Here is a 24661-nt window from a genome sequence, read left to right as displayed (position 1 = left end):
GGGCGGAAAGGTGACTTCGAGTCGCTATCGTAAATGGATATGCCTATATATTCAGATACCCACTTAACTTTGACTTTGACTTTGACTTTGACTTTGACTCTCAGAGTATTGGCATTGAAATTCGTGAGCATATCCATTTGCGATGGAGGCGCTAACTCACCTTTTCGCCTTTACGGCGACCTTCTTTTGCACGCGGGCAAAAGAAGGCAAAAACCGCTGGCTCCGTTCATACGGCCTCCTGAAGTCGCATTTGGCGGCGCCTGAAATATCGCGCGCTTAAAAGCAAGAGCAAGAGCAAGATCAAGAGCAAGAGCAATACTTATAAAAATACTGGGCAATTACCGCTAATTATGTGCTGGCTGATCCGGCCTTTCGCCGGCAAGCCGGCTCCTACAGGGGAAAGTGCAAACTTGAATATGCCCTGCCCCTGTGGAAACAGGATTAAGCGACACCTACCTGATTACGCCCACTGTTCTTGGCCTTGTACAACCCAGTGTCCGCCGCCGAGATCAGCTGCCGGCAGTGGCTGCCGACACTCGGCGTCAATGTCGCTACGCCAATGCTCACCGTCAGCAGCGAACCAGCTTCAGGCACGGTGTGGGCAATGTTCAGGCCCATGATGGTATGGCGCAACTTCTCGGCAATCAACCGCGCACCGCCCGGTGAAGTGTTGGGCAGCACCAGGGCGAACTCCTCGCCGCCATAGCGCGCAGGCAGGTCGGTGGGCCGCGAGCAGCAACCGCGAATGGCCTCGGCCACCTGGCGCAGGGCCTCGTCGCCGGCCAGATGGCCGAAGCTGTCGTTGAACGCCTTGAAGTAATCGACATCGACCATCAGCAGCGACAACTGCTGCTGTTCACGCATGGCCCGACGCCATTCCAGCTCCAGGTACTCATCAAAGTGGCGGCGATTGGACAGCCCGGTCAGCCCATCGGAGTTCATCAACCGCTGCAACATCAGGTTGGTGTCGAGCAACTGCTGCTGGCTGACGCGCAAGGCACGATAGGCCTCGTCGCGTTGCAGCAACGTCAGGTAGGAGCGCGAGTGATAGCGGATACGCGCCACCAGCTCGATGGAGTCAGGCAACTTGACCAGATAATCATTGGCCCCGGCGGCAAACGCCGCGCTCTTGACCAGCGGGTCTTCCTTGGTCGACAGGACGATGATCGGGATATCCTGAGTGGCCGGGTTGTTGCGGTACTCGCGCACCAGCGTCAGGCCATCGAGGCCCGGCATGATCAAGTCCTGGAGGATGACCGTGGGCTTGATACGCATGGCTTGCGCCACGGCCTGGTGCGGGTCGGCACAGAAATGGAAGTCGATGTTCTCCTCGTGGGCCAACCCACGGCGCACCGCTTCGCCGATCATCGCCTGATCGTCTACCAGCAGGACCATCGCCGCACTTTCGTTGATGGTCGTGAAACCTTCGATTGGTAGATCATTCATCCCTAGTCACCAGATCACTACCGGCCAGGCGGCGTGACTCAATACATATCGTCATTTCGAAAAGATTTCCATCAGTCGTCCGGCGATTCGCTCCAGCGGGCGAATTTCCACGGCCGCGTCGATGGCCGCGGCAGCCTTGGGCATGCCGTACACCGCACTGCTCTGCTGGTCCTGGGCGATGGTGAGGAAACCCTGCTGGCGCATCAGTTTCAGGCCCTGGGCGCCATCGCGGCCCATGCCGGTGAGCAGCACGCCCACCGCCTCGCCCGACCAGTAGCGCGCGACGCTTTCGAAGAACACATCGATCGAAGGCCGGTAGATTTCGTTGACCGGCTCGGCAGTGTAGGCCAGCTGGCCGTTCTGCAGCAGGCGGATATGGTGGTTGGTGCCGGCCAGCAGCACCTGCCCCGGCTGCGGCGGCTCGCCCTCCCGGGCCAGACGCACCGGCAGCCCCGAGGCGCTGCTGAGCCATTCGGCCATGCCGGCGGCGAACACCTGGTCGACATGCTGCACCAGCACGATGGCCGCCGGGAACTCGCGCGGCAGCCCCTTGAGCAGCACCTCCAGCGCCGCCGGACCGCCCGCCGAAGAGCCAATGGCCACCAGGCCGCGGCGCTGGGAAGCCTCGCGCAATGGCGCGGCCACGGCGCGGGGAGCGCTGGGCCGTTGTTGCCCGATAAGCCAACCGATATTGAGGATCTTGCGTAACAGCGGTGCTGCGGCCTCCCGGGCATCCCCCGCGCCCAGCGCCGGAGTGTCGACCACGTCGAGGGCGCCGTGGCCCATGGCTTCGAACACCCGGTGCACGTTCTGCTTGCGGTCGACGGTGACGATCACGATGGCGCATGGGGTTTCGGCCATGATTCGACGCGTGGCCTCGACGCCATCCATCACCGGCATGATCAGGTCCATGAGGATCAGGTCCGGGGTCTGCTCGGCACAGCGTTGCACCGCCTCGGCACCATTGCCGGCGACCCAGATCACCTGGTGCGCCGGCTCGAACGCCAGCGCCCGGCGCAGGGCCTCCACGGCCATGGGCATGTCGTTGACGATGGCGATCTTCATCCCTGCGCACCTCCAATCAGCTCCACGACGGCATCCAGCAACGCATCGTCATGGAAGCTGGCCTTGGCCAGATAATAGTCGGCGCCGGCATCCAGTCCACGGCGGCGATCCTCTTCGCGGTCCTTGTAGGACACCACCATCACCGGCAGGGACTGCAGGCGATGATCGCGGCGCACCAGGGTCACCAGCTCGATGCCATCCATGCGCGGCATGTCGATATCGGTGATCAGCAGGTCGAAGTCATCACTGCGCAGGGCGTTCCAACCGTCCATGCCGTCCACCGCCACGGCCACTTCGTACCCCCGGTTACCCAGCAACTTGCGCTGCAACTCGCGCACGGTGAGCGAGTCGTCGACCACCAGAATGCGCTTGCGCGCCACCCCCTTGCCGCCCTTGGCACCGCGCTCGATACGCTCCAGGCGGCCGGTGCTGAGCAGCTTGTCCACCGAGCGCAGCAAATCTTCGACATCGATGATCAGCACGACCGAACCATCGTCGAGCAAGGCCCCGGCGGAAATGTCCTGGACCTTGCCAAGGCGCGGATCGAGCGGCATCACCACCAGCACGCGCTCACCGATCAGGCGCTCCACCGCCACACCATAGAGCTGCTCACGCTCGCGGATCACCACCACCCGCAAGCCTTGCCCCGGGTCCTGGGCGGCAGGCCGGTTGAGCAACTGGCTGGCGGCCACCAAGCCGATATGGCGATCTTCGTGCCAGAAATGCTGGCGCCCCTCGATCTGCACGATGGCCTCGGTCGGCACATCGAGGGTGCGCTCGATGTGGGCCAGCGGGAAGGCGTAGGCTTCACCGCCCACCTCAACCACCAGGCTGCGCACCACCGACAAGGTCAGCGGCACTTCCAGATGGAAGCAGCAGCCCTGCCCTGCCACCTGGGTCAGTTCGATCGAGCCACGCAGTTCGCGCACCATATGTTGCACCGCATCCAGGCCGACACCACGGCCGGAGACCTCGGTGACGGTATCGCGCAGGCTGAAGCCGGGCAGGAACAGGAACGTCAGCAACTCTGCCTCGCTCATCTGCGCCACGGTCTCGGCCGGCGACAGCGCGCGTTCGACGATGCTCTGGCGCAAGCACTCCAGGTCGATACCGGCACCGTCATCGGATAACTCGAGAATCAGCAGGCCGGCCTGGTGCGAGGCGCGCAGGCGCACGGTGCCATCGCTCGGCTTGCCCGCCAGCAGGCGCCGCTCGGGCAACTCGATACCGTGGTCGACGGCATTGCGCAGCAAGTGCGTCAACGGTGCTTCGAGTTTTTCCAACACATCGCGGTCGACCTGGGTCTTCTCGCCTTCGACGACCAGGCGCACCGGTTTGTCCAGCGAGCGCCCCAGGTCACGGACCATGCGACTCTGCCCGGTCAGCACGTCGGCGAAGGGGCGCATGCGGCAGGCCAGCGCGGTATCGTACAACAGTTGTGCACGCTGGCTGGCCTGCCAACCGAATTCGTCGAGGTCGGTGGCCTGCTGTAGCAGGATCTGCTGGGTTTCTGCCAGCAACTGCTGGGTCTGCGCCAGGGCTTCGAGCACTTCCGGGCCCTGCCCGCTGCCTTCGAGCTGGGTCTTCAGGCCATCCAGCGCGCGGATGCCCTGGCCATGCATGCGCTTGAGGCGCTGCAGGGTGGCCAGGTAAGGCTTCAGGCGCTGGGTCTCCACCAGTGACTTGCTCGACAGGTCGAGCAGGCTGTTCAGTCGGTCGGCGGTCACCCGCAAGACCCGCTCACCACCGTCGCCCGCTCGCTTGCCGGCCTTCGACGCGGCAACAGGCTCGGCGTCGACGACAGGCTCTGGTGCCGAAACAATGGGCGTCGGCGGCGAAGGTTCGACAGCTGCGCTCGGCAGAGGTGGCAGCGTCGGGGGCACGACAGCCGTCGTCGGTGCCAACAGGCCGGACAGCTGTACCAGGAACGCCGGGACCGCGGCTTCGCTGCCCAGGTCGCCTGGCGTGGCGATGCGCATCAGCAGATCGGTCCCCTGCAGCAAGGCGTCGATATGCTCGGGGCGCAACACCAGACGCCCTTCCTGGGCGGCCACCAGGCAGTCTTCCATGACGTGGGCCACGCTGACCCCCGCATCGATGCCAACGATCCGCGCCGCGCCCTTGAGCGAATGGGCCGCACGCATGCAGGCTTCCAGCTGGTCCGGTTGGGCAGGGTTGCGCTCCAGGGCCATCAGGCCGGCACTGAGTACCTGGGTCTGGGCCTCGGCTTCCAGGCTGAACAGTTCGAGCAGCGATGCGTCGCGCATTTGCTCCGGGGTCATGACAGGCTCCGCTTCACGGCAGACAGTAGATGTTGCTCGTCCAGGACACGCACGCTGCGCCCTCGCCATTGCAGGACAGCGGCAGTGAAGTGCGCGGTATCGCGGCCCGTCTCCATGCGGGCCGGATCCAGCCGGTGAATACCATCGATTTCATCCACCGGCACCACCACCGGCCCGCCGTCGGCCGCAAGAATCAGCATTCTCGGCAGCACCCGCCCATTGCGCTCGACAGTTGCCTCGGGCGGCACGCCCAGCAGGTCGGCCAGCGACAGGCAAGGCACCAGTGCTCCGCGCACGTTGGCAACGCCCTGCAGCACCCGCGAGCGCTGGTGCGGCAGCGAATGCACCTGCTGTTGCGGGGCGATTTCGGCCAGGCACGCGGTCGCCAGGGCCAGCCATTCCTCACCCAGACGGAACAGCAGCATGGAGCGGCCGACAGCGACCTCCTCCACGACGCTCGCCTCGACGTCCTCCCCCTCGATCAACGCATAGCGATCCAGCAGGCGGGTGGCCGCGGCGGCATACACTTCGCAATTGCGGCAGTGGACATGCCGTTCCAGCAACGGGCACCGCTTGTCGCCGCGCACGCCGATACGGTTCCAGCAATCGTCGATGACCTCGTCATCGCGGGCGATCAGATGCATCTGGTATCCGCCACTCATCGTTCAGACTCCCTTCCCGCCCGGGCCGCGCGCTCCTGCAAGCGCCGCGCGCCCGCCTCGTCGCCCTGCGAAGCCAGCAGCGCGGCCAGGTGCGCGAGGGTTTCCGCGTGCTGGGGTTCCAGGTAGAGGGCCTTGCGGTAATGGGTGATGGCCTGCGTGGCATCGCCTTCGGTGTCGCTGAGCAGGCCCAGCCAGTAGTAGACCTGCGCCTTGGGCGCGTGCTGGCGAAGATAGCGCTCACAGCTGGCCCTGGCCTGCTCGCTGTCACCGGTGTTGGCATGGCGGGCAATAGCGCCCAGCAACTGCGCCTCGCTCTCGTGGGGCTCGATGGTCGGCGTCAGCGCGGGAGTCGGCCTGACGCTGCGGGTTGGCAGCACGACCACTTTCGGCGGCGGTGCGATCGGTCGCACCGCCGGTAGCGAACGGCTTACCGGCGCGGCGGGCACCGGTTCCTGGCGCACGTAGGCGAACGACTGGGCGATCCCCAGTGGCCGCATGCCCAGGCGCGCCAGCAGGCTACCCTCGGCCGGGCCGATGAACAGCACGCCATGGGCATGAATGAGGTGCTTGAGCACCTCGAACACCCGCTGCTGGGTCGGCACATCGAAATAGATCAGCAGGTTGCGGCAGAACACGAAGTCGTACAGGCCGTCACGGCTCTTGAGCGCAGGGTCCAGCACGTTGCCCACCTGCAGGTTGACCTGTTGGCGCACGCGCTCATTGATACGCTGCAGCTCTGCGAGCGTACTGAAATGCCGCTCACGAAACGCCAGGTCACTGCCACGGAACGAGTTGCGGCCATAGTCCCCCTGCAGCGCCTTGGCCACGGAGTTGGGGCTGATGTCCATGCCATCGATGCGAAACGCAGCTGGGGCGACGCCTCCGTCGAGCAGGGCCATCGCAATCGAATAGGGCTCCTCGCCGGTCGAGCAGGGCAGGCTGAGGATACGCAAGGGGCGTGTCCCAGCCAGTTCGGCCACTCGCTTGTGGGCCAGGCCAACCAGGGCGCCGAACGATTCGGGATAGCGGAAGAACCAGGTTTCCGGGACGATGACCGCCTCGATCAGCGCTTGCTGTTCCTCGGTTGATTGCTGCAGGCGCAGCCAATAGTCGTCCAGGTCCGCCGCCAGCACCGCGACACAGCGCTGCTGCAAGGCACGCTCGATCATCGGAGCCCCCACCGACTCCACATCCAGGCCGATGCGCTCGCGCAGAAAGCGGAAGAACCGTTGCTCGCTCATGCTGGCACCTGCCCGTTCTCGGCGGGATACAGCAGCTCACGGACAGCGGGCGGGAGCAGGACGTCGACACTGATTCGCTGCAGCAACCCTTGGCTGTCCTGGCGCACCGGCCCCAGATAAGGGGCATCCGCGTTGTCCAGGCCATAGGGCTGGAACTCATCGGGCTGGCAGCGCAGGGTATCGGTGGCCTGCTCCAGCACCAGCCCCAGTTGCAGGTCGGGGCGCAACGGGTCGGCGCGGTAATGCACCAGCACCAGGCGCGTGCTGCCGCGCGCGGGCGCCGCGACACCGAAGCTCAGGGCCGACAGGTCGATCACTGGAATCAGCGCGCCGCGGTGGGCAAGCACACCGACGACCCAGGACGGCGCCTGGGCGATAGGTTTGAGTGCACGTCGCGGCAACACCTCGATCACCTCGCGCACGTCGAGGGCAAAGCGTTGCTCGGCAATGCGAAACTGCAGGTAGAGCGCGCCCTTGCCAACGGCCGCGCGCGTTTCACGGGGGTGCAGGTCGTTCATCGTCGTCAGACTTTGAAGCGCGACACACCGCCACGCAGGCCGGTGGCCACCTGGCTCAGTTCGTCGATGGCAAAACTGGCCTGGCGCAACGACTCGACGGTCTGGGTGCTGGCGTCGCTGAGCTGGGCCAGGGCCTGGTTGATCTGTTCGGCGCCCGTGGCCTGGGCCTGCATGCCTTCGTTGACCATCAACACCCGCGGGGCCAAGGCCTGGACCTGATGAATGATCTGGCCCAATTGTTCGCCTACCTGCTGTACCTCGAACATGCCACGGCGCACTTCCTCGGAGAACTTGTCCATGCCCATCACCCCGGCCGAGACCGCTGACTGGATTTCGCGCACCATCTGTTCGATGTCGTAGGTGGCAACGGCGGTCTGGTCGGCGAGGCGGCGCACCTCGGTGGCCACCACGGCGAAACCACGCCCGTATTCGCCGGCCTTTTCCGCCTCGATGGCGGCGTTGAGCGACAGCAGGTTGGTCTGGTCGGCGACCTTGACGATGGTCACTACCACCTGGTTGATGTTGCTGGCCTTCTCGTTGAGGATCGCCAGCTTGGCATTGACCAGGTCGGCGGCGCCCATCACCTGGTGCATGGTTTCCTCCATGCGGGCCAGGCCTTGCTGGCCGGAGCCAGCGAGGCTCGAGGCCTGGTCGGCCGACGAAGTGACCTCGGTCATGGTGCGCACCAGGTCGCGCGAGGTGGCGGCGATTTCCCGCGAAGTCGCGCCGATTTCGGTGGTGGTGGCCGCGGTTTCGGTGGCCGTGGCCTGCTGCTGCTTGGAGGTGGCGGCGATTTCGGTGACCGAGGTGGTCACCTGCACCGACGAGCGCTGGGCCTGGGCCACGAGGTTGGCCAGGGACTCGGCCATCTCGTTGAAGCCCCCTTCGATGGCGCCGAACTCATCCTTGCGGTCCAACGCCAGGCGCATGCTCAGGTCGCCCGAGCGCAGCTTGTCCAGAGCATGGACGATACGCTGCATGGGCGCGGTGATAGCGCGCAACAGCAACAGGCCGCAGATGCCAGCGGCAATGATCGCCAGCAGCAGCGAGACGATCATGCTGCCCTTGGCGGTGGCCACGGAGCTGACGATATCGTTGGTCGCCGCATCGGCCGATTCACGGTTGCGCTCGATCACCCCGTTCAGGTGCTTGCGCCCATCCACCCAGGCGGGTGTGAGCACATCGATGATCAGGCGTTGAGCCTCGGCATAGTTTTTCTGCCGATACGCGTCCAACACCTGGTCGACGATCTTCACGTAAGCCTCCTCGAGCTTGGTGAATTCGTCGAAGGCAACCTGGTCGTCCTTGTCGCGAATGGTCGCCTGGTAGCTGGCCATGTGCTGCTTGAGACGGTCGTCGAAACTCTTGAACAGTTCGATGTCCGCCGAGGTGAACTCCCGGTGGTTCGACAACCCCACCAGCTGTTGGCTGGTGACATAGCTGTCGACCCAGGCGCTGCGGATCATCGAGCTGTAATAGACACCGGGAATGCTGTCGGACCCCACCGCCTCTTCGCTGGACTCGATCGCCACCAGCCGGGAATAGGCGGCCACGATCATCAGCAGCATGATGGCGATGATCACGGCGAAACTTGCCAGGATCCGTTGGCGCAAGGTCCAGTTCTTCACATTCAGCCCTCAGGAATTCGATACGAGCGGGAAAAATCGCCGAAGTATAGCCCAGGCTTCCTACGCATTTACGGCTGAATACGGATAGATTCAGGCATCCATGCCTGACGAATTGGCCAAATGCCAGCTCACTGACCTGCGGCAAGCCTGACCTGGTTTTCCAGTTCCTGGCGCAGCGCCGGGTCTAGACGCAGTTGCCGTGCCAGCTCATCGAGGTAGGCGCGCTCCATGAAGTTCTCCTGATCGACCATCATCACACTGGCCAGGTACATCTCGGCAGCCATTTCCGGTGTTTGCGCGGCACGGGCCACTTCGGACGGGTCCAATGGCTTGTTCAGTTCGGCGTGCAACCAGTGCTGGAGTTCCTGGCTACTGTCCAGGCGGGTGAACTCCCCCTCGATCAACGCCCGCTCACGCTCGTCGATGTGGCCGTCGGACTTGGCCGCCGCCACCAACGCACGCAGCACCGCCTGACTGTGCTGCTCGACCTGGGCCGGCGGCAGGCGGTCCAGCGTCTGCGGCTCGTGGTTGCCCGCCCCCTGGCGCGCCTGCCAGTTGCCGTAGGCCTTGTAGGCCAGCACGCCCAGCGCGGCGAGGCCACCGTAGGTGAGGGCCTTGCCGCCATACTTGCGCGCTTTCTTGCTGCCCAGCAGCAAGCCCATGGCGCCCGCTGCCAGCGCACCGCCACCCGCGCCGGAAAGCAGGCTGCCCAGGCTGTTGCCAGCAGACTTGCCGGCCACGCCCTTGCCGGCCTGGTTACCGAGCAGTTCCTGACCCGATTTGAGCAGTTGGTCGAGCAGGCTCCGAGTATTCATCTGGCATGTCTCCGCTGTAGGAAAAGAGGCCCCCAGAGTAGGCCCGGGCAGCCGCTTCGCCACCCGTGCAAATGCTTCCGAATGTTGCGCGGGAAGTCGACAAAAAACGAACTAGACTCGATCTGGCCATCAAGACCAACAAGAAGGCCGCCCATGAACGACCCGCGTCTGCCCCGGCATTTCCTCGCCTGTTTCGAAGCCTGGACAATGCCCGGCCTCGACCTCTCCCCCGTCCACGCGACTCAGCAAGAGGGAACACCATGTCAGTGAACACGACTGTATTGTTCGGCGCTCTGGTGGCCACTGCCAGCCTGCAGGCCGCCCAACTGCCAGACAAGCTCGGCGCCGGTGAAGGGCAGCTGGATATCATCGCCTGGCCCGGCTACATCGAACGGGGTGAAAGCGACAAGGCCTACGACTGGGTCACCGGCTTCGAGAAGGAAACCGGCTGCAAGGTCAGCGTAAAGACAGCCGCCACCTCCGACGAGATGGTCAGCCTGATGACCAAGGGCGGCTACGACCTGGTCACCGCCTCGGGCGACGCCTCGCTGCGGCTGATCGTTGGCAAACGCGTGCAACCGATCAATACCGCGCTGATCCCCAACTGGAAGAACCTCGACCCACGCCTGCACAACGGTGCCTGGTACGTGGTCAAGGACCAGGTGTACGGCACCCCCTACCAGTGGGGCCCGAACGTGCTGCTGTACAACACCAACGTGTTCAAGCAAGCGCCGACCAGCTGGAGCGTGGTGTTCGAAGCGCAGGACCTGCCCGACGGCAAACCCAACAAAGGCCGCGTGCAGGCCTATGACGGGCCGATCTACATCGCCGACGCGGCGCTCTACCTCAAGTCCGCCAAACCCGAGCTGGGCATCCAGAACCCTTACGAGCTGACCGAGACACAGTACAAGGCCGTGCTCGACCTGTTGCGCCAGCAACAACCACTGATCCATCGCTATTGGCACGACGCGACGGTGCAGATGAGCGACGTGAAGAACGAGGGCGTGGTCGCCACCAGCTCCTGGGGCTACATGGTCAACGGGCTGCAGGCCGACAAGCAGCCAGTGGCTTCGGTGGTACCGAAAGAAGGCGCCACCGGTTGGGCCGACACCACCATGCTGCACAGCGAGGCCAAGCACCCCAACTGCGCCTACAAGTGGATGGACTGGTCACTGCAACCGAAGGTGCAAGGCGATGTGGCAGCCTGGTTCGGTTCGCTTCCAGCGGTGCCGGCGGCCTGTACTGGCAGTGAGCTGCTGGGGGCCGAGGGCTGCAAGACCAACGGCTTCGACAACTTCGACAAGATCGCCTTCTGGAAGACCCCGCAGGCCGAAGGGGGCAAGTTCGTGCCCTATAGCCGCTGGACCCAGGACTACATTGCGATCATGGGCGGGCGATAGGAGCGCCCCGGAGCAAGATTCAACCCATTGATCTGATATGACCTCTGTAGGAGCGGCTTCAGCCGCGATCACCCGCGCAGCGGGTGCCAGGCACCGCATCGCGGCTAAAGCCGCTCCTACAGACGACATGGCATATCGTCGGTTTGCCGGCGAAACGGGCCCGAATGAACTCGCATCAACCGATCAGGTAGCACCATGCCCCCAGCCGTCCAGTTCACCCAGGTTTCCCGCGCCTTCGGCGACGTCAAGGCAGTCGACCAGGTCAGCATCGATATCCAGGATGGCGAGTTCTTCTCCATGCTCGGCCCGTCCGGCTCGGGCAAGACCACCTGCCTGCGCCTGATCGCCGGCTTCGAACAGCCCAGCAGCGGCTCGATCCGTATCCATGGCGCCGAGGCCGCAGGCCTGCCGCCCTACCAGCGTGACGTCAACACGGTATTCCAGGACTACGCGCTGTTCCCGCACATGAACGTGCGCGACAACGTTGCCTACGGCCTGAAGGTCAAGGGCGTCGCCAAGCCCGAGCGCCACGCCCGTGCAGAAGAAGCCCTGGCCATGGTGGCTTTAGGCGGCTACGGCGAACGCAAACCGGCGCAGCTTTCCGGCGGCCAGCGCCAGCGCGTCGCCCTGGCCCGGGCATTGGTCAACCGCCCGCGGGTGTTGCTCCTCGACGAACCGCTCGGTGCCCTCGACCTCAAGCTGCGCGAGCAGATGCAGGGCGAGTTGAAGAAGCTGCAGCGCCAGCTGGGCATCACCTTCATTTTCGTCACCCACGACCAGACCGAAGCGCTGTCGATGTCCGATCGGGTCGCGGTGTTCAACCGTGGGCGCATCGAACAGGTCGACTCGCCGCGCAACCTCTACATGCAGCCGGCGACCACGTTCGTCGCCGAGTTCGTCGGCACCTCCAACGTACTGCGCGGCGAGCTGGCCCAACAGCTCAGCGGCAGCCCCCTGCCGTTCTCCATCCGCCCCGAACACATCCGCCTGGACGGCCAGGCCAGCGGCCACGAAGTGCAGGTCAGCGGCGAACTCCACGACATCCAGTACCAGGGCAGCACCACTCGCTTCGAGGTGAAACTGGACAACGGCCAGGTACTGGCCGTGAGTCAGGCCAATGACCAGTGGCTCGCCCATGCGCCGACCTGGCAAACCGGCCAGCGCGTACATGCCCGTTGGCCACGAGCGGCAATGACGGCATTGCAGGAAAGCGTCATATGAACCTTGCCTCGGCGCACCCGGCAAGTTCGCCCCTGCGGCGCCTGAGCAACGTGCTCTACCGGCGCCCCAACCTGTACCTGCTGATGCTGCTGATTCCACCCTTGCTGTGGTTCGGCGCGATCTACCTCGGTTCGCTGCTGAACCTGTTGTGGCAAGGCTTCTATACCTTCGACGACTTCACCATGGCGGTGACGCCGGACCTGACCCTGGCCAATTTCGCCGCACTGTTCAACCCGGCGAACTTCGACATCATCCTGCGCACCCTGAGCATGGCCGTGGCGGTGTCACTGGCCAGCGCCGTGCTGGCCTTCCCCATCGCCTACTACATGGCACGCTACACCACCGGCCGCACCAAGGCGTTCTTCTATATCGCGGTGATGATGCCGATGTGGGCCAGCTACATCGTCAAGACCTACGCCTGGACCCTGCTGTTGGCCAAAGGCGGCGTGGCCCAGTGGTTCATCCAGCAGCTGCACCTGGAGGCGCTGCTGCAACTGGTGCTCGCTGTTCCTGGCGTGGGTGGCAGCACCCTGTCGACCTCGCACCTCGGGCGCTTCCTGGTGTTCGTGTACATCTGGCTGCCATTCATGATCCTGCCGATCCAGGCCGCGCTCGAGCGCCTGCCGCCCTCGCTGCTGCAAGCCTCGGCCGACCTCGGCGCGAGACCAAGCCAGACCTTCCTGCAGGTGATCCTGCCGTTGTCGGTGCCGGGGATTGCCGCCGGATCGATCTTCACTTTTTCCCTGACCTTGGGTGACTTCATCGTGCCGCAGTTGATCGGCCCACCCGGCTACTTCATCGGCAGCATGGTCTACGCCCAGCAAGGCGCGATCGGCAACATGCCCATGGCCGCGGCCTTCACCCTGGTGCCGATCGTGCTGATTGCCGTGTACCTGTCCATCGTCAAACGCCTGGGGGCCTTCGATGCACTCTGAAAAAGCCTCGACAGGCCTGCGCCTGGCGGCGTGGGGCGGGTTGCTGTTCCTGCACTTCCCGATCCTGATCATCCTGCTCTATGCCTTCAACACCGAGGACGCGGCCTTCAGCTTCCCGCCCCAGGGCTTCACCCTGAAGTGGTTCGGCGCGGCCTTCGCCCGCCCCGACGTGCTGGAGGCGATCAAGTTATCGCTGCAGGTGGCCTGCCTGGCCACGCTGATCGCCCTGGTGCTGGGCACCCTGGCCTCGGCGGCGCTGTACCGACGCAGCTTTTTCGGCAAGGAAAGTATCTCGCTGATGTTGATCCTGCCCATCGCCCTGCCCGGCATCATCACCGGCATCGCCCTGCTGTCGGCCTTCAAGCGCCTGGGCATCGAGCCTGGCCTGTTCACCATCGTGGTCGGGCACGCGACGTTCTGCGTGGTGATCGTCTACAACAACGTCATCGCCCGCCTGCGGCGCACGTCGCAGAGCCTGATCGAGGCGTCGATGGACCTGGGTGCCGACGGCTGGCAGACCTTCCGCTACATCATCCTGCCCAACCTCGGTTCGGCGCTACTGGCCGGCGGCATGCTGGCCTTCGCCCTGTCGTTCGACGAGATCATCGTCACCACCTTCACCGCCGGCCACGAGCGCACCCTGCCCATCTGGCTACTCAACCAGCTCAGCCGCCCGCGCGACGTGCCGGTGACCAACGTGGTCGCCATGCTGGTGATGCTGGTGACCATGCTGCCGATTATCGGCGCCTATTACCTGACCCGCGGCGGTGAAAGCGTCGCGGGCAGTGGCAAATGACCCTGGAGGAGCCCCCGATGCAAACCCAAATGCTGATCAATGGCCGCCTGGTGGATGGCGAAGGACCGGCTTGGACCGTGCTCGACCCGGCCAAGGGCAGCGCCCTGGCGCAGATCAACGAGGCCACCGAAGCGCAGGTGGACACCGCCGTGCGCGCCGCCGACCAGGCGTTTGAACGCTGGTCGCAGACCACACCAAAGGAGCGGGCCGCCGTGTTGCTGGCCATCGCCGAGGTGATCGAACGCCATGGCGAGGAACTGGCCAAACTGGAATCGGACAACTGCGGCAAGCCCTACTCCGCCGCGCTCAACGACGAGATCCCGGCCATTGTCGACGTGTTCCGCTATTTCGCTGGTGCCGCGCGTTGCCTGGGTGGTTCGGCGGCCGGCGAGTACCTGCCTGGCCACACCTCCATGGTCCGCCGCGACCCATTGGGCGTGGTGGCGTCCATCGCGCCCTGGAACTACCCGTTGATGATGCTGGCATGGAAGATCGCCCCGGCCCTGGCCGCCGGCAATACCGTGGTGATCAAACCATCGGAGATGACCCCACTGACCGCCCTGCGCCTGGGTGAACTCGTCCAGGGCCTGCTGCCGGCCGGCGTCCTGAACATTCTCTTCGGCCGCGGCCAGACCGTTGGCAATCCGCTGGTCACCCATCCCAAGGTGCGCATGGTCTCGCTGACCGGCTCCATCCCCACTGGCGCGCACATCATCGGCGCCACCGCCGACAGCGTGAAACGCATGCACATGGAACTGGGCGGCAAGGCCCCGGTCCTGGTGTTCGACGACGCCGATATTGACGCGGCCATCGAGGGTATCCGCACCTTTGGCTTCTACAATGCCGGCCAGGATTGCACCGCGGCCTGCCGGTTGTATGTGCAGGACGGCATCTACGAGCGCTTCGTCGAACGCCTGGGCAAGGCGGTGGCCAGCCTCAAGCCCGGCCTGCAGAACGCCCCCGACACCGAACTCGGCCCCCTGATCAGCGCCCAGCACCGCGAAAAGGTGGCGGGCCTGGTCCAGCGCGCCATCGCTCAGCCGCACATTCGCCTGGTCACCGGTGGCAAGGCCATCGCGGGTGACGGTTTCTTCTTCGAACCGACCGTGCTCGCCGATGCCCTGCAGGACGACGAGATCGTCCGTCACGAAGTGTTCGGCCCGGTGGTTTCCGTCACTCGTTTCAGCGATGAGGCCCAGGCGCTGGCGTGGGCCAACGATTCCGAGTACGGCCTGGCCTCGTCGGTATGGACCCGCGACACTGGTCGCGCCCATCGCCTGGCAGCGCGCCTGCAATACGGCTGCACCTGGGTCAACACCCACTTCATGCTGGTCAGCGAAATGCCCCATGGCGGGCAGAAGCATTCCGGCTACGGGAAAGATATGTCGATGTATGGGCTGGAGGACTACACCTGCGTGCGCCATGTGATGTTCAAGCACTGAACCTGCTGTGATGAAGGCCGGCCGGGGTTCAGCTCCCGCCGGCTTTTTTACTGCCCCTTCAGTAGAGTTTTCCCTGTCTTTGCACCTGCTCCAGCCTACCGCCCATCCATTGAGCCGCGCACCTCTGGTATCACAGACTGATACCATGAATAATCATCAGCGCGCATTACTCGAACTCGTATTCAAGAAACCTGTTCCCCGAACACTCGACTGGCAGCGCCTGGAGTCGCTGTTGGTGTCGCTTGGCGCCAAGGTCGTCGAAGGCAGAGGGTCCCGCGTGCGTTTCGAGCTCAACGGCGAGGTCGCGACATTCCATCGCCCTCATCCCGACCGGCACGCCAAACCCTACCAGGTACGGGACGCCCGTCAGTTCCTGGAGCAGGCAGGAGTCACACCATGAACATCATGAACTACCGCGGCTATTCAGCCCGCATCGAATACAGCGACGAAGACCAGTTGCTGATCGGCCACATCGCCGGCATCCGCGATGTGATCGGCTTCCACGGCGAGTCGATCGCCGAGCTGCGCCAGGCCTTCGAAGAGGCTGTCGACGACTACCTCGACACCTGCGAGCGCCTGGGCCGTGAACCGCAGAAGGCCTATTCCGGAAAACTCAGCCTGCGCCTGGAACCAGCCCTCCACGCCAGCGTGGCCGCCAAGGCCGAACTGGCGCAGAAGAGCATCAACCAGTGGGTGAGCGATATTCTCAGCCAGGCAGCCTGCGGCTGAGTCAGTCGCGCAGGTCCGACTCGTGGATCGGGTTCGCCCGGCTGGTCGCCCGCTGGTACTGGGCCGGCCAGGTGGCCTTGTTGCCGCCCAGGTCATCGTCGGCATGCAATGGCCAGTACGGGTCACGCAGCAGTTCGCGGGCGAGGAAAATCACATCGGCCTGACCCGTGCGCAAGATGTGCTCGGCCTGGGCCGGTTCGGTGATCATGCCGACGGTGCCAGTGGCGATCTCCGATTCCTTGCGTACACGCTCGGCGAAGCGAGTCTGGTAGCCGGGGCCCGTCGGGATCTCGGCATTGACCGAGGTACCGCCCGAAGACACGTCGATCAGATCGACGCCCAGGGCTCGCAGGCGGCGGGCCAGTTCCACGGTTTCATCCGGGTTCCAGCCGTCCTCGACCCAATCGGTGGCCGACACCCGGACGAACAGCGGCAGATCGTCTGGCCAGGCCTTGCGCACGGCCTCGGTCACTTGCAGGGTCAGGCGAATGCGATTCTCGAAGCAGCTTCCGTAATCGTCGCGGCGCTGGTTGCTCAACGGTGACAGGAACTGGTGCAGCAGGTAGCCATGGGCGGCGTGGATCTCGACGACCTTGAAGCCGGCCTTCAATGCGCGCTCGGTTGCCGCCACGAACGCGCCGATGACGCCCTTGATCTCATCGGTGGACAGTTCGCGGGGTGGGGTATGCTTTGGATCGAAGGCAATCTTCGAAGGGCCTACCGGCTGCCACCCCCCTTCCTCTGGTTTGACGCTGCCTGGCTTGCCCAGCCAAGGCCTGTAGGTGCTGGCCTTGCGACCGGCGTGGGCAAGCTGGATGCCGGGCACGGCGCCTTGGGCGGTGATGAAGCGGGTGATGCGCTGCAATGGCGGGATCTGGTCGTCATTCCACAGGCCGAGGTCCTCGGCGGTGATGCGGCCATCGGCGGTAACCGCGACGGCTTCGCTGATCACCAGGCCCGCGCCACCGACGGCGCGGCTGCCCAGGTGCACCAGGTGCCAGTCGTTGGCCAGGCCGTCGACGGCGGAGTACTGGCACATGGGGGAAACGGCGATGCGGTTGGGCAGGGTCAGCTGACGCAGGGTGTAAGGCTCAAGCAGCAGGCTCATGAGAGCACCTCCCAGGGGACTCCGAATGGTTGTCCGGTCCGGGCGCTCTTGGTTGGGATTGGGCCGGTGCCGGTCTTTTTCAGACTAGACCATTGGGGGTGGGGTGGTTTGGCTTCGGTGTCAGCGTGTGGCTTTGGGGTTTTGTGGGCATGCCCATCACTGATGGAATGCCCCAAAACCCAAAACCAACCCACTCACAACCGCTGAATGATCAACTCTCCGGAAGCCCCCGCCAAACCAGGCTGCCCCTCCCGCCCAGGCCGCCCATTGGCCCCGGCATCGGTGCTGTAGACCAGGCAGCCCTTGCTCGCCCCACCAGCCCCGGCCCGGCCTGCGGCCCCCGGTTTGCCCGGTGCGCCGCCATCCAGACGAACCACGATCCGTTCATGTGGGAAACTGTCAGGCACCGCGAGACGAACCCGCCCACCCGATGCCCCATCGTGCCCATTGCCACCGTCATCGCCATTGGCCCCACGGCTGGCCTGCCCCCAGGTGCACCCACCCGCTTTGCCATTGGCGCCATCGAGCCCGACATACCCCGGTGCCCCCGCGCCCCCGCGGGCATCGATCGCCAACCGATCAGCCTCCAGTTCCGCCAATCGCAATTCCAGGTTACGGCCAGGGCGAGCACTGCGCTCGTAGGTGCCAGGCGCACCTGGAGCACTGATCTCGCTCCCCTCGCCCAGGGAGGCACGGGCCACTTCGATGCTCAACGCCCCCTCGGCTGGCGCAACAGCGATGCGCGCATCACGGCCCAATTCGAGCCGGTCTATATTCAGCTCGCTCAAGCTGGCCGGCAGCAGCAAGGTCCCCGAATCCGCTACCCGCAAATGCTGCAGATGTACGCTGGCCGCCTTGTTCGGCAGGCGCAACATGGAATGAGCGGCAACTTCGAGGCTTTCGGCCTGGGCCATGGGAGCCGCCAACGCGGCCAGCAACATCAGATTACGCATGGCTCGGCGCCTCCTGCGGCCTGGGAATGGACATGACATGGAAAATACCGGTCAGCAGGATTTGCAGCCGGTCGAACCAACGATGGCTGCGCCCGCGCAAGCTACCGTTGAAGAAGAGGATTTCGAGCACATGCAGCGTCAGCAGGATAATGCCCGCGGCGTTGATGAGAAGATTGAGCGGCAACGGCTGCGGCATGAACAGATTGACCAGCACCACCCACCAGAACACCACCGTCAGGACCTTGCCCAGGCCCAGGATGAACTTCATACCCCGCCCCCGATCGATTTGTTGTTATGTCGAAGCGGCCCGGTCGAGCGGGCCGCGACGGCAACAGTACCCCTAACGCCAGGCAACGCGCCAGAGGGGTTCAGTTGAGGTGCAGCTCCACCCGTCGGTTGTGCGCCCGGCCTTCGTCGGTGTCATTGTCGGCCACCGGTTCACTCTCGCCACGGCCCTGGCTGGTCACTTTCTCCGGCGCCAGCCCCTGGCTGATCAGGTACTCGGCGACGCTGCTGGCACGGCGCTCGGACAACCCCTGGTTGTAGCTGTCGGAGCCGACGCTGTCGGTGTGGCCAATGACCTTGATGCTGAGCACCGAAGGGTCGTTGAGTTTGGCAAGCAAGCTGTGCAGGCGCTCTTGAGCACCGGCCTCAAGCCTGTCGGAGTTGAAGGCGAACAGCACCTGGCCCTGATCGTCGAGGGTGATCACTTCGGATGTCGCGGCTGGCTCGGGTTGTGGCTGCGACGGTGGATACTGCGGCAGCGGGCAGCCCATGTGATCGACCCGGGTGCCGGCGGGTGTGTCTGGGCAACGGTCGCGGCGGTCGAAGACACCATCGCCATCCTCGTCACCGTCCTGGGCGTAACAGATCAAGCCACCGGCAATCGCCCCTGCGGCGCCGGCACCGGCCGCCCAGCTTGAGCTCTCGATGGCCCCCAGGCCACCGCCGACCAGCCCGCCCAGCAGGCTGCAGAGGGGCCAGGTCCTTTGATTGAGGGGCGCGCTGCCATCGCTGTGGGTGGCGCAGCCTGCCAGCAGGCTCGTGGCCACCACCAGCGGCAGCGCCGCCTTCGACAAAACACGCATGGTGAATGCTCCTGTGTCACCGGCCGCTTCCGGTCACACAGGAGTAAAGACGCGCCCGCGCCACTTCTCAAGGCACGGGCGCACGGCCATCAGCGCTGGATCTTGATCTCGGTTCGACGGTTCATGGCACGCCCATCGGCCGTGGCATTGTCGGCGACCGGCTGGGTTTCACCGGCCCCCACCACCGAAACGAAGCTGGCGCGCGGCACGCCGCTTTCGATCAAGTACTCGGTCACCGAGTGGGCCCGACGTTCGGAGAGTTTCTGGTTATACGTGTCGGAACCAACGCTGTCGGTGTGGCCGGTGACACTCAGGCGCGCGCTCGGCGCTTCTTTCTTCAGGCGCGTGGCGATGGTGTTGAGGCGCTCCTTGTCGGCGGCGGTCAGGCGCGCCGAATCGAACTCGAAGCGCACGTCACGGATGACGATGACTTCTTCCTTCTGTACCACCACCTCTTCGACCACCGGTGCCGGCGCCGGTGGGCAACCGTTGGCATCGACCTGCACGCCACGTGGCGTGCCCGGGCACTTGTCGCGGCTGTCGGGCACGCCATCGCCATCCTCGTCGCCATCGCCATGGGCCCAGCAGTACCCGGCCGCCAGGCCACCACCGAGCAAGGCGCCCCAGCCAGCCCAGCTGGAGCTTTCTATGGCGCCCAGGGCCGCGCCGCCCACGCCCCCGACGGCAGCACACTTCGGCCAGTCGGTTTTCTGCAAACCTGCACAACCAGTCAACACACTGGTGAGCAGAACCAGGGGTATCGCTGTGCGTACTATGCTCATCTTGTTGCTTCTCCTAGGGGAATCGGTGCTGAACCGACGCTCTGGGAGTAAAGACCGCCGATTCCCGCTCTGCCAGCAATAAGCCACGAGGCAGCCCTTGAGCGCTTTGCCATCCCGTCCGGGGCCGCTAGTCTTGAGCGATCTGAACGAGGAATGGCAATGACCGAGGTTTTCTCTCCACGCACACCCCAGCAGGCGCTGGCCGCCCTGCTCGAGCGCTTCACGCCCCACCGCCTGCTGCTGGTGGGCGCGCGCTTCCCGGCACTCGACGCCTTCGCCGCGGCGCATCCGGACACCCACATCGAAATCGCGGCCCCCGGCCCGCTGCCGACGTCAGTGGCCGCGCAGCGCTTCGACCTGGCCGTGCTGGTCGATTGCCTCGAACACCTGCCCAAGCGTGTCGGCCTGGAGTTGCTGGGTGGCATCCGCAATCTCAATGCCAGCCGGGTGGCGGTGCTCACCGACCTGGCCGCCAGTGGCTGGCACGACACCGACTTCTTTGCCCTGGCACTCTCCGCCAGCGAAAAATTCCAACGCGACGAACAGGTACTGAGCCTGTTCACCTATGATCTGCATGACTACAAGCAGGTCCCGGACTGGCTCAATGCCAGGTTCTGGGCCAACCCTGAAAACTTTGGCAAGTACTGGTGGTGATTCAATGAGTGTCTCGGTCTGCCCCTGCGGCACTGGCAACCTGCTCGACACCTGCTGCGGGCACTATCACGCCGGCACCCCGGCACCAGACGCGCAGTCGCTGATGCGCAGTCGCTACAGCGCCTACGTGCTCGGCCTGGTGGACTATCTGGTCGGCACCACCCTACCCGCCCAGCAGCCCGGCCTGGACCGTGCCGGCATGGCCGCCTGGAGCGCCCAGAGCACCTGGCTGGGGCTGGAGGTGGAAAGCGCCGAGGTATTCGGCGGGCAACCCGAGCATGCCTTCGTCACCTTCACCGCGCGCTGGCACGATACCGACGGTGACCACCAACACCGCGAACGCTCGGCCTTCGTCCAGCATGCCGGGCGCTGGTACTTCATCGACCCGACCGTGCCCCTGAGCGCCGGGCGCAACGATCCCTGCCCCTGCGCCAGCGGGCAGAAGTTCAAGAAGTGCTGCGCCAGCTATCTCGGCTCCTGAACATGCGTGCCCTGGCCCGCTTGCTCACGCTCAGCTTCCTGCTGGGCTGGCTGGCGGGCTGCGCCAGCTGGGGCGAGGACACCTGGCGCCAGCCCGAGGTGCACCTGGTCGAGGTGGAAAAGGTCAAGATGCACCTGCACCAGCAGGAGTTCGTGCTCCACCTGCAGGTCGACAACCCCAATGACGAACGCTTGTTCATCCGCACCATCGCCTATTCGGTGCACCTGGGCGACCTGCTGCTGGCGCAGGACGAGGTCAGCCTGTGGCGCAGTGTCGCTGGCCATGCCCGGCGTACCTTCAAGATCACCGCGCGCACCAACCTCTGGCAGCACCTCAAGCCCCTGGCCAAGCTGCTGCGCAGCAAGCAACCGTTGCAGTACCGTCTGCAAGGCGACCTGGCCACCGGCCTGTTCATCCATCGGGACCTGCACTTGTCGCGCAGTGGTGAGATAATCCCCGGCGATCTAATACCGGAGTAGCCCCGCAATGACCCAGCAACCCCATGTCCATGGCCCCGACTGCAACCACGATCACGACCACCAGCATGATCATGACCACGGCCATGTGCACGGCCCGCACTGCAACCACGGCCACCAGGAGCCGGTGCGCAACGCCCTGAAGGACGTCGGCCGCAACGACCCCTGCCCATGCGGCAGCCAGAAGAAGTTCAAGAAGTGCCACGGCGCGTAAAACAGCCGTAGGCGGCAAGCTTCCAGCGGCAAGAAAAGGCAACCCGGCCCAGTGCCTGCTTTTTCTTGCCGCCCGCCCCCGACCATTCGTAAATAAAGCCACTCGACACCTTGCACGGCGACTGCGCGCTCACTACCTTAGCGCCTTTCCAAACCCCGCCACGCCTTGCAGGAGCCCCGTCATGGCCGCCGCCGTCCTTCCTCCGTCCCGCCCCCGCTTCGGCGGCGCCGCCGCGCTGCTCGGCATGCTTGCACTCGCCGGCTGCCAGATGGGCGGCTACCAGGACAGCGTGCCCCCGACCACTGGCGTGCAGCCGCTCAAGGGCCTGGCGCAGAACGTCTCGATTCGACGCAACGACATGGGCGCCCCGCTGATCGAAAGCGCCAGCTTCCATGACGCGCTGTTCAGCCTCGGTTACGTGCATGCGGGTGATCGCATCGGGCAGATGGTCAGCATGCGTCTGCTCGCCCAAGGGCGCCTGGCCGAATTGGCCGGGCCCGATGCCCTGGAAATCGACCGCCTGATGCGCGCCGCCAACCTCAAGCAGAGCGCCGGCCAGCTCTACGCCGATGCCTCGCCACGGCTCAAGCGCTTCTTCGAAGTGTACGCCCGCGGGGTCAACGCCTACCTGTTCCGCTACCGCGACAAGCTGCCCGCCGAACTGGCCCGCAGCGGCTACCGCCCGGAGTACTGGAAGCCCGAGGACTCGGCGCTGATCTTCAGCCTCTATGCCTTCAGCCAGTCGGTGAACCTGCAGGAAGAACTCTCGGCCCTCACACTCGCGCAGAAGGTTGGCACGGACAAACTGGCCTGGCTGCTACCCGGCGCCCCCGACGAGCCACTGGCCGATGGCGAAGTCGACAAGCTCAAGGGCCTGAACCTGACCAGCCAACTGCCGGGCCTGGCCTCGCTCGCCGCCGCCGCCCAGCAACTGGCCGAGCTCGGCCTGCTGGGCAGCCCGGGTTCGTCCAACCTGGCCCTCGCCCCCGAGCGCAGCCGCAGCGGCAAGAGCCTGCTGGCCAGTGACAGCCGCGCCATCTGGGCGCTGAGCCCCGTGCAGATTCACACCGGCAAGTACCAGGTCGCCGGCCTTTCGCTACCCGGCCTGCCCATCGTGCTGACCGGCTACAACGGCAAGCTGGCCTGGAGCGGCAGCGCCGTGATGGCCGATAACCAGGACGTGTTCCTTGAACAAGTGCGCCGCCAGGGCAACCAGCTGACCTACCTGGCCGACGGCAAGTGGCAACAGGCCCGCGGGCGCAACGAAACCTTCTTCGTGCGCGGCCAGCGCCCCCAGCGCGAGGTGATGTACGACACCCGCCACGGTACCCTGTTGCCGGGCCACGGCAGCCTGGCACTGGCCCTGCACCTGCCGCAGCTCAAGGACGACCGCAGCCTCGACGCCCTGTTCGACCTGACCCGCGCCACGACCGTGGAGCGCGCCTTCGACAGCACCCGCGAAGTCGCCGCCGCCGCGCTCAATTTCGTGTTCGCCGAGCCCGGGCATATCGGCTGGCAAGTCAGCGGCCGCTACCCCAACCGCCGCGATGGCCAGGGCCTGCTGCCGTCGCCGGGTTGGGATGGCCGCTATGACTGGGACGGCTACGCCGACGCCATGCTGCACCCCTACGACCAGGACCCACCGGCCGGCTTCATCGGCCACGCCAACCAGCGCAGCCTGCCAAAGGGCTATGGCATGCAGCTGTCGAGCACCTGGTACTACCCCGAGCGTGCCGAGCGCCTGGCCCAGCTGGCCGGCAATGGCCGCCACGATAGCCGCAGCCTGATGGCCCTGCAAAACGACCAGGTCACGCCACTGGCCGGCAAGCTCAAGCAGATGTTCGACGCCCCGGGCATGGCCCTGCCACTGAAGCAGGCCATCGATGCCCTGCCAGCGACCCAGCGCGACAAGGCCCGCGACGCCCTGGCCCGGCTCAAGGCCTTCGACGGCCGGCTGAGCCCGGTTTCGGCCGATGCCGCGCTGTACGCGCTATTCCTTCAGGAAGTCACCCGCCAGACCTTCCTCGACGACCTCGGCCCGGAGTCCGGCCCGGCCTGGCAGGCGTTCGTCGGCAATGCCCAGCTGTCCTACTCGGCCCAGGCCGACCACCTGCTCGGTCGTGACGACAGTCCGTTCTGGGATGACCGCGGCACGCCGCAGAAAGAGGACAAACCCACCATCCTGGCCCGCAGCCTGGCAGGCGCGATCGATGCGGGCACCGCTCAGCTTGGTGCCGACCGCCGCGCGTGGCAATGGGGCAAACTGCACCAGTACCGCTGGCCGGCGCCCAACTACCAAGGGCTGGGCGACAGCCTTGCCCGCCCACCGATGGCCGCGGGTGGCGACTTCAGCACCCTGGCACTGACGCCATATGCCTGGGGCAACAGTTTCGACACCCGCCTGCCCGCCTCGGCGCGGATGATCGTCGACTTCGGCCAGGCCGAACCGCTGCAAGTGCTGACCAGCAGCGGCCAGTCCGGCAACCCGGCGAGCCGGCACTACAGCGATGGCCTGGACGCCTGGTTCAAGGGGCGCTTCACCAGCCTGCCGCTGCAACAGCAGAACTTCGCGCGCGCCTATGGCAGCCAGCGATTGACACTGGTGCCCGGCAAGTAAAGCGTTCGCCAGCAAGGCTGGCTCCTACCTGCAGGAGCCAGCCTTGCTGGCGAACCGGTGCTCGGAACGTTCCGGGCCGGACAATGATGCACGGAGCACGAACTTGTG

General features: G+C 65.1%; 25 protein-coding genes. 12 read left to right on the top strand and 13 right to left on the bottom strand.

Translation table 11 applies throughout. From position 1 onward, the window contains the following. Nucleotides 1-441 precede the first annotated feature (441 nt). From P5705_RS22945 to P5705_RS22910, 8 genes are all read right to left on the bottom strand, one after another. Nucleotides 442-1446 carry a response regulator gene (locus P5705_RS22945; protein ID WP_277463150.1) on the bottom strand — a complete coding sequence of 335 codons (1005 nt, stop codon included), beginning with the start codon at nt 1444-1446 and terminating at the stop codon, nt 442-444. A 51-nt stretch (nt 1447-1497) separates the two neighbouring features. Next, the gene (locus P5705_RS22940) at nt 1498-2511 is read right to left on the bottom strand and encodes a chemotaxis response regulator protein-glutamate methylesterase (protein WP_277463149.1); all 1014 of its coding nucleotides are present in this window, start codon (nt 2509-2511) and stop codon (nt 1498-1500) included. Continuing rightward, nucleotides 2508-4793 carry a hybrid sensor histidine kinase/response regulator gene (locus tag P5705_RS22935; RefSeq protein ID WP_277463148.1) on the bottom strand — a complete coding sequence of 762 codons (2286 nt, stop codon included), beginning with the start codon at nt 4791-4793 and terminating at the stop codon, nt 2508-2510. Before P5705_RS22935 ends, P5705_RS22940 begins: the two co-directional genes overlap by 4 nt. Then, nucleotides 4790-5455 (bottom strand): chemotaxis protein CheW, encoded by a 666-nt coding sequence (locus P5705_RS22930; RefSeq protein WP_431196972.1) that lies wholly within the window; start codon nt 5453-5455, stop codon nt 4790-4792. The genes P5705_RS22935 and P5705_RS22930 overlap by 4 nt, the downstream gene beginning before the upstream one ends. Continuing rightward, entirely contained in the window at nt 5452-6696 is a 1245-nt protein-coding gene (locus tag P5705_RS22925) for a CheR family methyltransferase (RefSeq protein ID WP_277463146.1), read from the bottom strand. The genes P5705_RS22930 and P5705_RS22925 overlap by 4 nt, the downstream gene beginning before the upstream one ends. Further along, nucleotides 6693-7214 (bottom strand): chemotaxis protein CheW, encoded by a 522-nt coding sequence (locus P5705_RS22920; protein ID WP_277463145.1) that lies wholly within the window; start codon nt 7212-7214, stop codon nt 6693-6695. The genes P5705_RS22925 and P5705_RS22920 overlap by 4 nt, the downstream gene beginning before the upstream one ends. A 5-nt stretch (nt 7215-7219) precedes the next feature. Continuing rightward, nucleotides 7220-8842, bottom strand: coding sequence for a methyl-accepting chemotaxis protein (locus tag P5705_RS22915; RefSeq protein ID WP_277463144.1), 1623 nt, complete (start codon nt 8840-8842; stop codon nt 7220-7222). A 128-nt stretch (nt 8843-8970) separates the two neighbouring features. Beyond that, nucleotides 8971-9657, bottom strand: coding sequence for a tellurite resistance TerB family protein (locus P5705_RS22910; RefSeq protein WP_277463143.1), 687 nt, complete (start codon nt 9655-9657; stop codon nt 8971-8973). Nucleotides 9658-9917: 260 nt separating this feature from the next. Between P5705_RS22910 and ydcS the strand changes: the two genes are divergently transcribed. The 7 genes from ydcS to P5705_RS22875 all read left to right on the top strand — a co-directional run bounded on the left by ydcS (nt 9918) and on the right by P5705_RS22875 (nt 16180). Further along, entirely contained in the window at nt 9918-11057 is a 1140-nt protein-coding gene (gene ydcS, locus P5705_RS22905; protein WP_277463142.1) for a putative ABC transporter substrate-binding protein YdcS, read from the top strand. A 195-nt stretch (nt 11058-11252) separates the two neighbouring features. After that, nucleotides 11253-12278, top strand: coding sequence for an ABC transporter ATP-binding protein (locus tag P5705_RS22900; RefSeq protein ID WP_277463141.1), 1026 nt, complete (start codon nt 11253-11255; stop codon nt 12276-12278). Beyond that, nucleotides 12275-13213 carry an ABC transporter permease gene (locus tag P5705_RS22895; RefSeq protein WP_277463140.1) on the top strand — a complete coding sequence of 313 codons (939 nt, stop codon included), beginning with the start codon at nt 12275-12277 and terminating at the stop codon, nt 13211-13213. The genes P5705_RS22900 and P5705_RS22895 overlap by 4 nt, the downstream gene beginning before the upstream one ends. Then, nucleotides 13203-14009 (top strand): ABC transporter permease, encoded by an 807-nt coding sequence (locus tag P5705_RS22890; protein WP_277463139.1) that lies wholly within the window; start codon nt 13203-13205, stop codon nt 14007-14009. The genes P5705_RS22895 and P5705_RS22890 overlap by 11 nt, the downstream gene beginning before the upstream one ends. A 17-nt stretch (nt 14010-14026) precedes the next feature. Next, nucleotides 14027-15451: a gamma-aminobutyraldehyde dehydrogenase gene (locus tag P5705_RS22885; RefSeq protein ID WP_277463138.1), complete on the top strand. Its 1425-nt coding sequence runs from the start codon at nt 14027-14029 to the stop codon at nt 15449-15451. A gap of 145 nt (nt 15452-15596) precedes the next feature. Then, the gene (locus P5705_RS22880; RefSeq protein WP_277463137.1) at nt 15597-15851 is read left to right on the top strand and encodes a type II toxin-antitoxin system HicA family toxin; all 255 of its coding nucleotides are present in this window, start codon (nt 15597-15599) and stop codon (nt 15849-15851) included. Next, nucleotides 15848-16180 (top strand): type II toxin-antitoxin system HicB family antitoxin, encoded by a 333-nt coding sequence (locus P5705_RS22875; RefSeq protein WP_277463135.1) that lies wholly within the window; start codon nt 15848-15850, stop codon nt 16178-16180. Before P5705_RS22880 ends, P5705_RS22875 begins: the two co-directional genes overlap by 4 nt. A 1-nt stretch (nt 16181) precedes the next feature. Here the strand turns inward: P5705_RS22875 and P5705_RS22870 are convergent, their stop codons facing one another. From P5705_RS22870 to P5705_RS22850, 5 genes are all read right to left on the bottom strand, one after another. Beyond that, nucleotides 16182-17288: an NADH:flavin oxidoreductase/NADH oxidase gene (locus P5705_RS22870; protein ID WP_277463134.1), complete on the bottom strand. Its 1107-nt coding sequence runs from the start codon at nt 17286-17288 to the stop codon at nt 16182-16184. Between the two features lie 194 nt (nt 17289-17482). After that, entirely contained in the window at nt 17483-18241 is a 759-nt protein-coding gene (locus P5705_RS22865; protein WP_277463133.1) for a collagen-like protein, read from the bottom strand. Then, nucleotides 18234-18509: a DUF1145 domain-containing protein gene (locus P5705_RS22860; protein ID WP_277463132.1), complete on the bottom strand. Its 276-nt coding sequence runs from the start codon at nt 18507-18509 to the stop codon at nt 18234-18236. The genes P5705_RS22865 and P5705_RS22860 overlap by 8 nt, the downstream gene beginning before the upstream one ends. A 100-nt stretch (nt 18510-18609) precedes the next feature. Beyond that, on the bottom strand, nt 18610-19329 hold the full coding sequence (locus P5705_RS22855; RefSeq protein WP_277463131.1) for an OmpA family protein: 720 nt from the start codon (nt 19327-19329) through the stop codon (nt 18610-18612). Nucleotides 19330-19418: 89 nt separating this feature from the next. Further along, a complete protein-coding gene (locus P5705_RS22850; protein WP_277463130.1) occupies nt 19419-20111 on the bottom strand; it encodes an OmpA family protein in 693 nt (230 codons plus the stop codon). A gap of 159 nt (nt 20112-20270) precedes the next feature. Between P5705_RS22850 and P5705_RS22845 the strand changes: the two genes are divergently transcribed. From P5705_RS22845 to P5705_RS22825, 5 genes are all read left to right on the top strand, one after another. Further along, the gene (locus P5705_RS22845; protein ID WP_277463129.1) at nt 20271-20765 is read left to right on the top strand and encodes a DUF6231 family protein; all 495 of its coding nucleotides are present in this window, start codon (nt 20271-20273) and stop codon (nt 20763-20765) included. A gap of 4 nt (nt 20766-20769) precedes the next feature. After that, entirely contained in the window at nt 20770-21246 is a 477-nt protein-coding gene (locus tag P5705_RS22840) for a YchJ family protein (protein WP_277463128.1), read from the top strand. 2 nt (nt 21247-21248) lie between these two features. Then, nucleotides 21249-21725 (top strand): LEA type 2 family protein, encoded by a 477-nt coding sequence (locus tag P5705_RS22835; RefSeq protein ID WP_277463126.1) that lies wholly within the window; start codon nt 21249-21251, stop codon nt 21723-21725. A 7-nt stretch (nt 21726-21732) separates the two neighbouring features. Next, nucleotides 21733-21936, top strand: a complete 204-nt coding sequence (locus tag P5705_RS22830) for an SEC-C metal-binding domain-containing protein (RefSeq protein WP_176517944.1) — start codon at nt 21733-21735, stop codon at nt 21934-21936. Nucleotides 21937-22117: 181 nt separating this feature from the next. Beyond that, nucleotides 22118-24553 (top strand): penicillin acylase family protein, encoded by a 2436-nt coding sequence (locus P5705_RS22825; RefSeq protein WP_277463125.1) that lies wholly within the window; start codon nt 22118-22120, stop codon nt 24551-24553. Nucleotides 24554-24661 lie beyond the last annotated feature (108 nt).

The organism is Pseudomonas entomophila (genome assembly GCF_029478665.1).
Lineage (GTDB): Bacteria > Pseudomonadota > Gammaproteobacteria > Pseudomonadales > Pseudomonadaceae > Aquipseudomonas > Aquipseudomonas entomophila_F.
Note: the sequence above shows the minus strand (reverse complement) of the source record. Positions and strands in the feature narration are given on the sequence as shown.

Excerpts from the sequence above, each read along its gene's own strand:
- P5705_RS22870 (WP_277463134.1), bottom strand. The coding sequence starts at position 17,288 with ATGAGCCTGCTGCTTGAGCCTTACACCCTGCGTCAGCTGACCCTGCCC.
- P5705_RS22930 (WP_431196972.1), bottom strand. The coding sequence starts at position 5,455 with ATGAGTGGCGGATACCAGATGCATCTGATCGCCCGCGATGACGAGGTC.
- P5705_RS22940 (WP_277463149.1), bottom strand. The coding sequence starts at position 2,511 with ATGAAGATCGCCATCGTCAACGACATGCCCATGGCCGTGGAGGCCCTG.
- P5705_RS22945 (WP_277463150.1), bottom strand. The coding sequence starts at position 1,446 with ATGAATGATCTACCAATCGAAGGTTTCACGACCATCAACGAAAGTGCG.
- P5705_RS22830 (WP_176517944.1), top strand. The coding sequence starts at position 21,733 with ATGACCCAGCAACCCCATGTCCATGGCCCCGACTGCAACCACGATCAC.
- P5705_RS22920 (WP_277463145.1), bottom strand. The coding sequence starts at position 7,214 with ATGAACGACCTGCACCCCCGTGAAACGCGCGCGGCCGTTGGCAAGGGC.
- P5705_RS22895 (WP_277463140.1), top strand. The coding sequence starts at position 12,275 with ATGAACCTTGCCTCGGCGCACCCGGCAAGTTCGCCCCTGCGGCGCCTG.
- P5705_RS22925 (WP_277463146.1), bottom strand. The coding sequence starts at position 6,696 with ATGAGCGAGCAACGGTTCTTCCGCTTTCTGCGCGAGCGCATCGGCCTG.
- P5705_RS22855 (WP_277463131.1), bottom strand. The coding sequence starts at position 19,329 with ATGCGTGTTTTGTCGAAGGCGGCGCTGCCGCTGGTGGTGGCCACGAGC.
- P5705_RS22835 (WP_277463126.1), top strand. The coding sequence starts at position 21,249 with ATGCGTGCCCTGGCCCGCTTGCTCACGCTCAGCTTCCTGCTGGGCTGG.
- P5705_RS22890 (WP_277463139.1), top strand. The coding sequence starts at position 13,203 with ATGCACTCTGAAAAAGCCTCGACAGGCCTGCGCCTGGCGGCGTGGGGC.
- P5705_RS22840 (WP_277463128.1), top strand. The coding sequence starts at position 20,770 with ATGAGTGTCTCGGTCTGCCCCTGCGGCACTGGCAACCTGCTCGACACC.
- P5705_RS22825 (WP_277463125.1), top strand. The coding sequence starts at position 22,118 with ATGGCCGCCGCCGTCCTTCCTCCGTCCCGCCCCCGCTTCGGCGGCGCC.
- P5705_RS22845 (WP_277463129.1), top strand. The coding sequence starts at position 20,271 with ATGACCGAGGTTTTCTCTCCACGCACACCCCAGCAGGCGCTGGCCGCC.
- P5705_RS22885 (WP_277463138.1), top strand. The coding sequence starts at position 14,027 with ATGCAAACCCAAATGCTGATCAATGGCCGCCTGGTGGATGGCGAAGGA.
- P5705_RS22910 (WP_277463143.1), bottom strand. The coding sequence starts at position 9,657 with ATGAATACTCGGAGCCTGCTCGACCAACTGCTCAAATCGGGTCAGGAA.
- P5705_RS22875 (WP_277463135.1), top strand. The coding sequence starts at position 15,848 with ATGAACATCATGAACTACCGCGGCTATTCAGCCCGCATCGAATACAGC.
- P5705_RS22850 (WP_277463130.1), bottom strand. The coding sequence starts at position 20,111 with ATGAGCATAGTACGCACAGCGATACCCCTGGTTCTGCTCACCAGTGTG.
- ydcS (WP_277463142.1), top strand. The coding sequence starts at position 9,918 with ATGTCAGTGAACACGACTGTATTGTTCGGCGCTCTGGTGGCCACTGCC.
- P5705_RS22880 (WP_277463137.1), top strand. The coding sequence starts at position 15,597 with ATGAATAATCATCAGCGCGCATTACTCGAACTCGTATTCAAGAAACCT.
- P5705_RS22860 (WP_277463132.1), bottom strand. The coding sequence starts at position 18,509 with ATGAAGTTCATCCTGGGCCTGGGCAAGGTCCTGACGGTGGTGTTCTGG.
- P5705_RS22865 (WP_277463133.1), bottom strand. The coding sequence starts at position 18,241 with ATGCGTAATCTGATGTTGCTGGCCGCGTTGGCGGCTCCCATGGCCCAG.
- P5705_RS22935 (WP_277463148.1), bottom strand. The coding sequence starts at position 4,793 with ATGACCCCGGAGCAAATGCGCGACGCATCGCTGCTCGAACTGTTCAGC.
- P5705_RS22900 (WP_277463141.1), top strand. The coding sequence starts at position 11,253 with ATGCCCCCAGCCGTCCAGTTCACCCAGGTTTCCCGCGCCTTCGGCGAC.